Origin of the sequence: Streptomyces afghaniensis (genome assembly GCF_044327915.1) — a bacterium.
Lineage (GTDB): Bacteria > Actinomycetota > Actinomycetes > Streptomycetales > Streptomycetaceae > Streptomyces > Streptomyces afghaniensis.
In genome coordinates, this window is record NZ_JBIRGJ010000003.1 from 40927 (window position 1) to 52978 (window position 12052).

Annotated in this window: 11 protein-coding genes; 3 read left to right on the forward strand and 8 right to left on the reverse strand. The window is 74.1% G+C overall.

All coding sequences use genetic code 11. The annotated features are described in order from the left end of the window. From nadC to ACH4G3_RS10780, 4 genes are read right to left on the reverse strand one after another with little or no spacing between them, the layout of a single operon-like run. Positions 1-975 (reverse strand): carboxylating nicotinate-nucleotide diphosphorylase, encoded by a 975-nt coding sequence (nadC, locus tag ACH4G3_RS10765; RefSeq protein ID WP_397624141.1) that lies wholly within the window; start codon positions 973-975, stop codon positions 1-3. 5 nt (positions 976-980) lie between these two features. Continuing rightward, complete coding sequence (locus ACH4G3_RS10770; protein WP_397624142.1) at positions 981-2690, reverse strand: L-aspartate oxidase; 1710 nt, start codon at positions 2688-2690, stop codon at positions 981-983. After that, entirely contained in the window at positions 2687-3688 is a 1002-nt protein-coding gene (gene panC, locus ACH4G3_RS10775; RefSeq protein ID WP_397624143.1) for a pantoate--beta-alanine ligase, read from the reverse strand. The genes ACH4G3_RS10770 and panC overlap by 4 nt, the downstream gene beginning before the upstream one ends. Beyond that, a complete protein-coding gene (locus ACH4G3_RS10780) occupies positions 3685-4623 on the reverse strand; it encodes a Rossmann-like and DUF2520 domain-containing protein (RefSeq protein WP_397624144.1) in 939 nt (312 codons plus the stop codon). The genes panC and ACH4G3_RS10780 overlap by 4 nt, the downstream gene beginning before the upstream one ends. 161 nt (positions 4624-4784) lie before the next feature. On the opposite strand from ACH4G3_RS10780, the gene ACH4G3_RS10785 reads away from it, so the two are divergent. After that, the gene (locus ACH4G3_RS10785) at positions 4785-5978 is read left to right on the forward strand and encodes a threonine aldolase family protein (protein ID WP_397624145.1); all 1194 of its coding nucleotides are present in this window, start codon (positions 4785-4787) and stop codon (positions 5976-5978) included. Here the strand turns inward: ACH4G3_RS10785 and ACH4G3_RS10790 are convergent. Continuing rightward, positions 5968-6189, reverse strand: a complete 222-nt coding sequence (locus tag ACH4G3_RS10790) for a hypothetical protein (RefSeq protein WP_397624146.1) — start codon at positions 6187-6189, stop codon at positions 5968-5970. The two genes, ACH4G3_RS10785 and ACH4G3_RS10790, sit on opposite strands and share 11 nt — an antisense overlap. 159 nt (positions 6190-6348) lie before the next feature. Between ACH4G3_RS10790 and ACH4G3_RS10795 the strand changes: the two genes are divergently transcribed. Beyond that, positions 6349-7455: a DUF5937 family protein gene (locus ACH4G3_RS10795; protein WP_397624147.1), complete on the forward strand. Its 1107-nt coding sequence runs from the start codon at positions 6349-6351 to the stop codon at positions 7453-7455. Positions 7456-7474: 19 nt separating this feature from the next. Here the strand turns inward: ACH4G3_RS10795 and ACH4G3_RS10800 are convergent, their stop codons facing one another. Then, entirely contained in the window at positions 7475-8146 is a 672-nt protein-coding gene (locus tag ACH4G3_RS10800; RefSeq protein WP_397624148.1) for a response regulator transcription factor, read from the reverse strand. 68 nt (positions 8147-8214) lie between these two features. Beyond that, entirely contained in the window at positions 8215-9405 is a 1191-nt protein-coding gene (locus tag ACH4G3_RS10805; RefSeq protein WP_397624149.1) for a sensor histidine kinase, read from the reverse strand. Between the two features lie 118 nt (positions 9406-9523). Between ACH4G3_RS10805 and ACH4G3_RS10810 the strand changes: the two genes are divergently transcribed. Beyond that, positions 9524-10543, forward strand: a complete 1020-nt coding sequence (locus tag ACH4G3_RS10810) for an SAM-dependent methyltransferase (protein WP_397624150.1) — start codon at positions 9524-9526, stop codon at positions 10541-10543. 3 nt (positions 10544-10546) lie between these two features. Here the strand turns inward: ACH4G3_RS10810 and ACH4G3_RS10815 are convergent, their stop codons facing one another. Then, complete coding sequence (locus ACH4G3_RS10815) at positions 10547-11698, reverse strand: NADH-quinone oxidoreductase subunit D (protein WP_397624151.1); 1152 nt, start codon at positions 11696-11698, stop codon at positions 10547-10549. Positions 11699-12052: the final 354 nt, after the last annotated feature.

Genomic DNA, 12052 nt, shown 5'->3' on the forward strand with positions numbered 1-12052 from the left:
CTACTCCGCCGGCCGCAGGTCCAGGCCGATGTCCAGGATCGGCGAGGAGTGGGTGAGGGCTCCGACGGCGAGGTAGTCGACGCCGGTGTCCGCGTACGCCTTGGCGCTGTCGAGGGTCAGGCGGCCCGAGGCCTCCAGGGCGGCGCGGCCCTGCACGAGGGCGACCGCCTCCTCGCACTCGCCCGGCGTGAAGTTGTCCAGGAGGATCAGGTCGGCGCCGGCGTCCAGGACCTCGCGGAGCTGGTGCAGGGTGTCGACCTCGACCTCGATGGGGACGTCGGGGAAGCGTTCCCGTACGGCCGTGAAGGCCTGGGCGACGCCGCCCGCGGCGACCACGTGGTTGTCCTTGACGAGGGCCGCGTCCGACAGGGACATGCGGTGGTTGACGCCGCCGCCGCAGCGGACCGCGTACTTCTCGAGGGAGCGCAGGCCGGGCGTCGTCTTGCGGGTGTCGCGGACCTTGGCCTTCGTGCCGTCCAGGACGTCCGCCCACGCGCGCGTGGCCGTCGCGATGCCCGACAGGCGGCACAGGATGTTCAGCGCGCTGCGCTCGGCCGTGAGGAGGTCGCGGGTGCGGGTGGTGACCGACAGGAGCTTCTGGCCCGCCTCGACGCGGTCACCGTCCTCCGCGTGGCGCTCGATCTCGAGTTCCTCCTCGCAGACGACCGAGATGACCGCCTCGGCGACGCGCAGGCCGGCCACGACGCCCGCCTCGCGTGCGGTGAAGTCGGCGGTGGACACCGCGTCCTCGGGGATCGTCGCCACCGTGGTCACGTCCACGCCGTGGGCCAGGTCCTCCTGGAGGGCCACGTTGGCGATGTCCTCGACCTCGACGGGGTCGAGGCCGGCGTCGGCCAGGAGCTGGGCGAGTGCGGGGTCCAGGCCGCACTCCAGGTATGCCTCGTCGTCCGCGCCGCAGGCGCAGCCGTCGCCGCAGCCTCCGGACGAGGCCAGGGGAAGGTCGGGGGTGCTCACGTCGGTCACTGCTCCTGGGGGGCCTTGGGCGGGAGGGTCGTGGGGAAGTGTGTGGTGTCCGTGGTGTGCACGGCCAGCGAGCGGTCGGGGTTCAGGCGTACGACGATGTGGCGCCGCCAGGTGGTGTCGTCGCGCTCGGGGCGGTCCTCGCGCCAGTGGCAGCCCCGGGTCTCCTCGCGCAGCCGGGCCGCGGCGACCAGGACCCGGGCCACGCACAGCAGGTTGGTGGCCTCCCAGGTGTCGACGCCGGCCTCGGCGGTCTTGCCGTTCTCGGCGAGGGCGTCGCGGGCGTCGGTGTGCAGCTGCTGCAGCTGGTCGGCGGCCTTCGCGAGGGACTCCGCCGAGCGCAGGACGCCGGCCCCGTTCGTCATGATCCGCTGGATCGTGAAGCGGGCCTCCGGCGTCTGCAGGGGGTGCTCGGGGATCTCCGGGTGCGGGAGTGGCTGCGGCACGCGCGCGTGGAGGCCGTCCGCCGCGATGTCGGCCGCGATGCGCTCGGCGTAGACGAGGCCTTCGAGGAGGGAGTTGGAGGCCAGGCGGTTGGCGCCGTGCACGCCGGTGCAGGCGACCTCGCCGCACGCGTACAGGCCGGGGACGGTCGTACGGCCCCGGGAGTCGGTGCGGACGCCGCCGGAGGCGTAGTGGGCGGCCGGGGCGACCGGGATGGGCTCGGTGACCGGGTCGATGCCGTGCGCGCGGCAGGCGGCGAGGATCGTCGGGAAGCGGTGTTCCCACATGTCGGCGCCGAAGTGCCGGGCGTCGAGGAACATGTGGTCGGCGTCCCGCTCCCGCATGCGGCGCGTGATGCCCTTGGCGACGATGTCGCGGGGCGCGAGCTCGGCCAGTTCGTGCTGCCCCTGCATGAAGCGCACGCCGTCGGCGTCGACGAGGTGGGCGCCCTCGCCGCGTACCGCCTCGGAGACCAGGGGCTGCTGGCCCTCCGCGTCGGAGCCCAGGAAGAGGACCGTCGGGTGGAACTGGACGAACTCCAGGTCGCTCACCTCGGCGCCCGCGCGCAGCGCCAGGGCCACGCCGTCGCCCGTGGAGACGGAGGGGTTGGTCGTCGCCGAGAAGACCTGGCCCATGCCGCCGGTCGCCAGGACCACCGCCGGGGCGTGGACCGCGCCCACGCCGTCGTGCTGGCCCTCGCCCATGACGTGCAGGGTGACGCCCGCCGTGCGGCCCTCGGCGTCCGTGAGGAGGTCCAGGACGAGCGCGTTCTCGACCGTGCGCAGACCACGCGCGCGCACCGCCTCGACCAGGGCCCTGGAGATCTCGGCCCCGGTGGCGTCGCCGCCGGCGTGGGCGATGCGGCGGCGGTGGTGGCCGCCCTCGCGGGTGAGTTCCAGGTCGCCCTCGGAGGACTCGTCGAACTGGGCGCCGGTCTCGATGAGGCGGCGTACGGCGTCGGGGCCCTCGGTGACGAGGAGGCGGACCGCTTCCTCGTCGCACAGGCCCGCGCCCGCGACCAGGGTGTCGTCCAGGTGCTGTTCGGGGGTGTCGCCCTCGCCGAGGGCCGCGGCGATGCCGCCCTGGGCCCAGCGGGTGGAGCCGTCGTCCAGCCGGGCCTTGGTGACGACGACGGTGGTGAGGCCGGCCGCCTCGCAGCGCAGGGCGGCGGTCAGGCCGGCGACGCCGGAGCCGACGACGACCACGTCCGCGGAGATGGACCACCCGGGGGCGGGCGCGTGCAGTCGTATGCCTGTGGTGGTCACGAGGCGGCTCCGAAGGTTCCGAAGGTGAGCGGGATGTTGTCGATCAGCCGGGTCGCCCCGACCCGGGCGGCGACGGCGAGGACCGCCTCGCCGGTGAAGTCGTCCCCGATGTCGGTGAAGTCGGACGGGTCGACCAGGGCGAGGTAGTCCAGCACCAGCGGCGGGTCGAGTCGGGCGGCCTCGTCGAGGACCTGGCGGGCGGCGGCGCGCACGGCGGCCGGGCCGCCCGGGACAGCCGTCGCGACGGCGTGCGCGTCCGCTGCCGCGCGCGACTCGCCTATGGCGCTGAGGGCCTCGGCACGCGCGCGTGTGGCGGGCACCTCGCGGGCCCGGGCGCGCAGCGCCTCCTGCGCGGCGTGCCGGTCCTGGCCCGCGAACAGGGCGCTGGACAGCGCGAGGGCGGTGCGCCGCTCGGCGGGCGAGAGGTAGCGGTTGCGGCTGGACAGGGCCAGGCCGTCCTCCTCGCGGACGGTGGGGACGCCGACGATCTCCACGCCGAAGTTCAGGTCGCGCACCATGCGGCGGATCAGGGCGAGCTGCTGGGCGTCCTTCTGGCCGTACAGGGCGACGTCGGGGCGGGTGAGGTGCAGCAGCTTGGCGACGACCGTGAGCATGCCGTCGAAGTGGCCCGGGCGGGAGGCGCCCTCCAGCCGCTCGCCCATGGGGCCTGCGGTGATGCGGACCTGGGGCTCGCCGCCGGGGTAGACCTCGTCGACGGCCGGGGCGAACACGACGTCCGCGCCCGACTCCCCGGCCAGCTTCACGTCGGCGTCCAGGGTCCGGGGGTAGCGGTCGAGGTCCTCGCCCGCGCCGAACTGGAGCGGGTTGACGAAGACGGTGACGACGACCTCGCCGTCGGGCCCGGCGAGGGCGCGCGCGGTGCGGATCAGCGTGGCGTGTCCCTCGTGCAGCGCGCCCATGGTCATCACCACGGCGCGGCGGCCCGCACGCGCGCGTGCGTGCAGTTCACCGGCGGTGCTGAGCAGGGTGGTGGTCATCGGGCGTCCCCTTCGGTGCCGTCGGTGCCGTCCGTCCCGTGGGCGAGTACCCCGAGGAGGTCCTCGGCGAGCTCCGGCTTCAGCAGGCCGTGGGCCAGGGCCCGGTCGGCGGTCGCGCGGGCCATCGCCAGGTAGCCGTCCACGGCCTGCGGGGCGTGCCGGCGCAGCTCGGTGACGTGCGCGGCGACCGTGCCCGCGTCCCCGCGCGCGACCGGGCCCGTGAGGGCCGCGTCGCCGGAGCGCAGGGCGTTGTCCAGGGCCGCGCCGAGCAGCGGGCCGAGCATCCGGTCGGGGGCCGAGACACCGGCCGTGCGCAGCAGCTCCAGGGACTGGGCGACCAGGGTGACCAGGTGGTTGGCGCCGAGCGCGAGGGCCGCGTGGTAGAGCGGCCGGTTCTCCTCGGCGATCCACTCCGGCTCGCCGCCCATCTCGATGACCAGGGCCTCGGCGGCCAGCCGCAGCTCGTCGGGCGCGGTGACGCCGAAGGAGCAGCCGGCCAGCCGCTGGACGTCCACGGGCGTGCCGGTGAAGGTCATCGCGGGGTGCAGGGCGAGCGGCAGGGCACCCGCGCGCAGGGCGGGGTCGAGCACCCGCGCGCCGTAGCGCCCGGAGGTGTGGACGAGCAGCTGTCCCGGCCGTACGGACCCGGTGTCGGCGAGGCCCGCGACCAGCTCGGGCAGGGCGTCGTCGGGGACCGTCAGCAGGACCAGGTCGGCCCGCTGGAGGACCTCGGCGGGCGGCATCACCGGCACGTCGGGCAGCAGTTGCGCGGCGCGGCGCCTGGAGACGTCGGAGACCGCCGAGACGGCGACCGGGCGGTGCCCGGCGAGCTGGAGGGACGCGGCCAGTGCGGGTCCCACGCGGCCGGCGCCGACGACGCCGACGGTGAGCCGCGCGGGGCGGTCCCTGGGGTCTGGCTGTGGGGTTGTGTTCACTCGACGGCGGCCTTCCCGTTCCAGTCCGCTCCGGGTACCGGACGATTTCTCGTCATGTTAACGCGATCGGTTCGAGGGGCGTTCGGTTGTCCACAGGGTGTGCGTTCAGCCATGGAAAATCGGGGTGCCCGCCCGCACCCGCGCGCGGGATGATCCGGGCCATGGGTGACACGGCGGAACAGGACGAGCAGGCGACCGGGCAACTGTCGGACGAGGACCGGAGATCACTCCGGGAGCGGCGGCTGGTCGCCCACGACGGCGCACAGCGCGTGTTCGCGCGCTTCGCCTTCCACAAGACGCTCCGGGAGCGGCTGGCGGAGCTGGACGGGGCGGCGGACCTGTACGACCTGGACGAGCGGTCCGACGTGTACGGCGACGGCGTCGTCGAGGCACTGGAGTCGAAGGTCGCCGGGCTGCTCGGCACCGAGGCCGCCGCGTTCTTCCCGACGGGCACGATGGCCCAGCAGGTGGCGCTGCGCTGCTGGGCGGGCCGTAGCGGCAACCCGACCGTCGCCCTGCACGCGCTCAGCCATCCCGAGGTGCACGAGCGGAACGCGTTCAGCGAGGTCGGCGGCCTGCGGCCGGTGCGCCTGACCGGCGAGCCGCGGCTGCCCACCGCCGCCGAGGTGCGCGACTTCGAGGAGCCCTTCGGGGCGCTGATGCTGGAACTGCCCCTGCGGGACGCCGGTTTCGTGCTGCCTTCCTGGGAGGAGCTCACCGAGGTGGTGGCGGCCGCGCGGGAGCGGGACGCAGTGGTGCACTTCGACGGGGCCCGCCTGTGGGAGTCCACGGTCCACTTCGGCCGGTCCCTGGCGGAGATCGCGGGCCTGGCCGACAGCGTCTACGTGTCGTTCTACAAGTCCCTGGAGGCGTTCGGCGGTGCGGCGCTCGCCGGGCCGGCCGAGCTCGTGGAGGAGGCGAGGGCCTGGCGGCACCGGTACGGCGGCCTGGTCTTCCAGCAGTTCCCGACAGCCCTGTCGGCGCTGGTCGGGCTGGAGCGGCAACTGCCGCGGTTGCCGGAGTACGTCGCCCACGCGCGCGTGGTGGCCGCCGCGCTGCGCGAGGGGTTCGCGGCGGCCGGGGTGCCGTGGGCGCGCGTGTACCCGGAGGTGCCGCACACCCACGACTTCCAGGTGTGGCTGCCGTACGACGCCGACGTCCTCTCGGAGGCGGCGGTTCGGACGGCCGAGGAGACCGGAACCGTCCTGTTCTCCTTCGCCTGGGACCGGACCGGCCCGGGCCTGGCCCGCACGGAGGTGCAGGTGCGGTCCGCCGGGCTGGAGTGGACCGTCGAGGACGTGAAGACCGCGGTCGCCGAGTTCGCCACCCGGCTGCCCGCACAGCTCAGCCGGTAGCGCGGCGCCTGGAGGGCAGCCACCGGCCCAGGGCGTGCCGAATCAGCGTCCGCCGACGGGCCGGGCGCCCGCCGAGGACCGCCCGGAACTGCCGTTCGTCGCGCCATTCCCGTACGACCTGCCAGTCGTGCGTACCGGGGGCGGGCGGGGCGGCCTCGTGGTGCTGCCGGGCGCGGTAGGTGTCGAGGAGGTACTGCTGCGTGATGCTCATGGTGGATCGCCTCTGCGGGACGGAGTGATGGAGGTCCGAAGGCTCCGCGGCTGCCCCGGTGGTCCCACAGTGCGCCCGTGCCGAGGGCGGCGTCGCGTCGATTGACGAGGCCCGTCAATCGACGGGGGCGTTGTCAGTGGCGGGGTGCACCATGAGGTCATGAGCGTGCACATCGACATCGCGGGCCTGCGGCAGGAGCGTGTCGCCGTCGTGCCCTCGCCCCTGGCCGAGCTGGGCATGGCGCTGCACGCGCTGTCCGAGCCGGGACACCACCCGGGCCTCCAGGGCTGGGTGACGGGCGTGACCGCCCGGCTCGACCCGCATCTGGCCGACCGGATGTGCGAGGCCGACTTCCTGTGGCGGACGACGTTCTCGGACCTGTTCATGCCCTTCGCCGGTATCGCCGACCGGAGCACACTGCCGGGCGCCACGCTCGCCGAGGAGCTGGACCTGCTGGACAAACTGACGGACGAGCAGTTCGTGGACGCGGCGCTGGAGTTCACGTGCTCGCTGCCGTACTGCTCGCACGGTCCGGACGCGCTGTCCGACGCGGAGGTGCGCCGGCGCGCCCTGGACCTGGCCGCCGCGCGCGGGCCGCGGCAGCTGCGCTTCAGCGAGCGGCTGCTGGCCGACCCGCCCAGGATCCGGGCGTGGCTGCGGCAGTTCCTGCAGGACTGCGACGCGGCGTTCTTCGCGGAGGCCTGGTCGCGGCTGCGCCATCAACTCGCGGCCGACACCCGGCACAAGACGGACCTGCTCAGGCACAAGGGCCTGGCCGAGATGCTGGCCGCGGTGTCCCCGGCGGTGACGCTCGACGAGGCTGCCGCCTGCATCACGGTCGACAAGCTGGGCGAGGGCCGTACGACCACGGGGGACGGCGGTCTGCTGCTCGTCCCGACGAGCCTGGGCTGGCCCCATCTGGCGGTCCTGCACCGGTACGGCTGGCAGCCGGTGCTGCACTACCCGGTCGGCTCCCCCGAGCTCGCCGCCCCGCCCACGCTGGAGCAGCTGGCCCTGCGCATGACCGCGCTGTCCCACCCCGTGCGCATGCGCATGTGCCGCCACCTGGCCCGCAGCGCGTACACCACCGGCGAGCTGGCGCAGGTGCACGGCATGACGGCCCCGGAGATATCCCGGCATCTGGCCGTGCTGAAGAAGGCGGGCCTGATCACCACCCGCCGCCGGGGGCGCTACGTCCTGCACCAGCTGGACGTGACGGTGGTGGCCCGGCTCGGCAGCGAGTTCCTGGAGGGGATCCTCAGGTAGGCGGGCCCGGGCTTCGGGGTCAGCCGTGCCCGCCGGCCCGCACCAGACCCGTCTCGTAGGCCAGCACCACGACCTGTACCCGGTCCCTGAGCCCCAGTTTGGTCAGGATGCGGCCCACGTGCGTCTTCACGGTCGCCTCGGACAGCACGAGCCGGGCCGCGATCTCGCCGTTGGACAGGCCCTGCGCGACCAGCACCATGACCTCGCGCTCGCGCCCGGTGAGCCGCTCCAGCTCCTGGTGCTGGGGCTGCTTCGCGGTGCCCGGCAGCATCGGCGCGAAGCGGTCCAGGAGCCGCCGGGTGGTGGAGGGCGCGACGACCGCGTCCCCGCTGTGCACGGAGCGGATCGCGGCGAGGAGCTCCCCGGGCGGCACGTCCTTGAGCATGAAGCCGGAGGCGCCCGCCTTCAGCCCGGAGAAGGCGTACTCGTCGAGGTCGAAGGTGGTCAGGATGAGCACCTTCGGCGGGTCGGTGTCCGAGCAGATCCGGCGGGTGGCCTCCACCCCGTCGAGCTTCGGCATGCGGACGTCCATCAGCACCACGTCGACCTCGGTCGTGCGCAGCACCTGGAGGGCCTCGACACCGTCGCCCGCCTCCGCCACGACCTCCATGTCCGGCTGGGCGGCGAGCACCATCCGGAACCCGGTGCGCAGCAGCACCTGGTCGTCGACGAGCATCACGCGGATCGTCATCGGGGCCTCTTCCAGTCTCTGTTGCAGGTGGGAGCGTTACAGGTGTCAGCGAGGGGCGTGTGCCGAGGTCAGCCGGCGGGTTTGAGCGGCAGCAGGGCACTGATGCGGAATCCTCCGCCCGGGCGCGGGCCGGCGTCCAGGGTCCCGCCGACCATGCCGACCCGTTCCCGCATGCCGATCAGGCCGTGGCCCTGGCCGTCGAAGCCGCCCTCCTCGTACAGCTCGTGCGGGGCGCCCTTGCCGTCGTCCTCGACGAGCAGGCCGAGGCCGTCGTCGAAGTACACCAGGCGCACGCTCGCGCCCGCGTTGGGCCCGCCGTGCTTGCGGGTGTTCGTGAGCGCCTCCTGCACGATGCGGTAGGCGGTGAGCTCGACGCCGCTGGGCAGCGGGCGGGGGGTGCCCTCGACCTTGAAGTCGACGGGCAGTCCATGCCCGCGGCACTGCTCGACGAGGTCCTCGATCTGCTGGACGTCGGGCTGCGGCACGTACTCGCCGCCCTCCTCGTGCTCCCCGGTGCGCAGCACGCCGAGCAGGCGGCGCATCTCGGCGAGGGCCTGGCGGCCGGTGGAGGAGATGGTCTCCAGGGCCTTCTTCGCCTGGTCGGGGGCGGCGTCGAGGACGTAGGCGGCGCCGTCGGCCTGCACCACCATCACCGAGACGTTGTGCGCGACGACGTCGTGCAACTCGCGGGCGATGCGGGCGCGTTCCGCGGCGACGGCGACCTTGGACTGTGCCTCGCGCTCCCGCTCCAGGCGTGCGGCCCGCTCCTCCAGCTGCGCGAAGTAGGCGCGGCGGGTACGGATGGAGTCGCCGAGCACCCAGGCGAGGGCGAAGGGCACGGTCATGAAGACCGTCGCGGCGATGCCGGCCGCGACGCTCGTCTGGTCGCTCGGCCAGCGCAGGTGGGCCACGGGGGCCGCGCACAGGCCGGCGACCAGCGCGAAGCGGGAGGCCCAGCGCGCTCCCTCCGCGGCGACCGTGTAGACGATCACCAGCATGGCGAAGTCGTGGGGGCCCATCTGGACATCGGTGATCAGCTGGGCCAGACCGACCGCGGTCGCGAGCAGCAGCATCTTCTCCGGCATGCGGCGGCGCAGCGCGACCACCAGGCACAACAGCAGCGAGAGCGGAACGGCGACGGCCGGGGAGCCGAATCCGCCCGACGCTCCGCCGACCACGGAAATCCCGAGGAGGACCACGGCCCACGAGCCGTCGACCCACATCGGGTGCCTGCGGAGGAAGTCATAGAGGCGCTGCACGTAACCCAGCGTAGGGAAGGGGGATAGGTGCAGGGGTCAACCGGAGGGCCGATCCGCACCGGGCCCGCGTACTCCGCAAGGTGGAGTTGCGTTCGTTGTGTCCGCATAGCCTGGCCCCGTGACAGCAGTGACGAGGGGTGAGGGACCCGGGGAGCGCGAGGCACCGCAGTGGCGTGGGTGGCGTGCGGCGGCTCGGGAGGCCCTGTACGGGCCGGGCGGCTTCTACCGCCGGGCCGAGGGGCCGGCCGGGCACTTCCGCACGTCCGTGCACGCGTCACCGCTGTTCGCCGGGGCCGTGGCGGGGCTGCTGTGCCGGGTCGACGAGGCGCTGGGGCGGCCCGCGACGCTGGACTTCGTCGACATGGCGGCCGGGCGGGGCGAGCTGGCCGCCGGGGTGCTCGCCACGCTCCCGGCCGAGGTGGCGGCCCGCACGCGCGCGTACGCCGTCGAAGTCGCCGAGCGGCCGGCGGGCCTGGATCACCGGATCGAGTGGCTGGCCGAGCCGCCGCGGGGCGTGACCGGGCTGCTGTTCGCCAACGAGTGGCTGGACAACGTACCGGTGGAGGTCGCGGAGGTGGACTCCGCGGGCGTGGCGCGGCTGGTGCTCGTCCGGCCGGACGGGACCGAACGGCTCGGGGAGCCGGTCGACGGGCCGCAGGCGCGGTGGCTGGCGCGCTGGTGGCCGCTGTCCGGCGAGGCGGGGCTGCGGGCCGAGATCGGCCTGCCCAGGGACGAGGCCTGGGCCTCGGCGGTCGCCACGCTCGACCGGGGGCTCGCCGTCGCCGTGGACTACGCGCACACGGCAAAGACGCGGCCGCCGTTCGGGACGCTCACCGGCTTCCGGGAGGGCCGCGAGATGGCGGCCGTGCCGGACGGCTCGTGCGACATCACGGCCCATGTGGCGCTCGACGCGTGCGCGCTGCCCGGCGGGCGCCTGCTCCCGCAGCGCGAGGCACTGCGCGCCCTCGGCGTGACCGGCGCACGCCCCCCGCTCACGCTGGCGTCCGCCGACCCCGCCGCCTACGTACGCGCCCTCGCGAGCGCCGGGGAGGCCGCCGAGCTCACCGCGGCGGGCGGCCTGGGCGACTTCGGGTGGCTGCTGCAGCCGGTCGGGATCCCGGACGTGCTCACCGCGTGACGGCTACTTGTCGATGTCGCCCACGACGAAGAACATCGACCCCAGGATCGCCACCATGTCCGCGACGAGCGTCCCCGGCAGCAGCTCCGTCAGCGCCTGGATGTTGTTGTACGAGGCCGAGCGCAGCTTCAGCCGGTACGGCGTCTTCTCGCCCTTGCTGACCAGGTAGTAGCCGTTGATGCCGAGCGGGTTCTCGGTCCAGGCGTACGTGTGGCCCTCGGGTGCCTTCAGGACCTTCGGGAGCCGCTGGTTGACGGGCCCGGGCGGCAGTTCGGCGAGCCGGTCGAGGCAGGCGTCGGCCAAGTCCAGCGCGTTGTGCGTCTGCTCCAGGAGGCACTCGAAGCGGGCGAGACAGTCGCCCTCCTGCCGGGTCACCACCTTCAGGGTGTCCTGGAGGTCGCCGTAGGCGAGGTACGGCTCGTCCCGGCGCAGGTCGAAGTCGACGCCCGAGGCGCGCCCGAGCGGCCCGCTCACCCCGTACGCGTGCACGGCCTCCGGCGTGAGCCTGCCCACGCCCCGGGTGCGGCCCCGGAAGATCTCGTTGCCGAGCACCAGGTCGTCGAACCGGTCCATCCGGGACCGCACGTCGGCGACGGCGGCACGCGCGCGCGTGGTCCAGCCGGCCGGCAGGTCCTCCTTGAGACCGCCCACGCGGTTGAACATGTAGTGCATCCGCCCGCCGGAGACCTCCTCCATGACGTGCTGGAGTTCCTCGCGCTCCCTGAAGGCGTAGAAGATCGGGGTGATCCCGCCGAGCTCCAGCGGGTACGAGCCGAGGAACATCAGGTGGTTGAGCACCCGGTTCAGCTCGGCGAGCAGCGTGCGCAGCCACACCGCGCGCTCGGGGACCTCCATGCCGAGCATCCGCTCCACGGCGAGGACGACGCCCAGCTCGTTGGAGAAGGCCGACAGCCAGTCGTGGCGGTTGGCGAGCATGATGATCTGGCGGTAGTCGCGCGCCTCGAACAGCTTCTCCGCCCCGCGGTGCATATAGCCGATCACGGGCTCCGCGTGCGTGATGCGCTCGCCGTCCAGGACGAGCTTCAGCCGCAGCACGCCGTGCGTGGACGGGTGCTGCGGCCCGATGTTGAGCACCATGTCGGTGCTCTCCGCGGCGCCGCCGATTCCGACCATGGTCTCCGTCGTAGGAGTCATGGACACAGTCTCTCCTACGTACGCTGGCCTCATGGAGACGGGGAGCCCGCAGGACACGGGGCCGGCGGGGACAGAGGGCGCGGCGGGAACGCAGGACGCCGCCGAGACACCGGGCACGGCGGACACGCAGAGCGCGGCGGGGGCAGGGGGCGCGGCGGAGACGCAGAGCGCGGCCGAGATACCGGGCGCGGCCGGACCGCAGGGCGCCGCCGAGGCCGCGGGCGCGGCCAAGGCACCGGGCGCGGAGGCCACGCAGGGCGCCGCCGAGGCCGAGGCCGCGGGCGCGGCCAAGGCACCAGGCGCCGCGGAGACGCAGAGCGCGCTGCGGGCAGAGGGCGCGGCGGAGACGCAGGG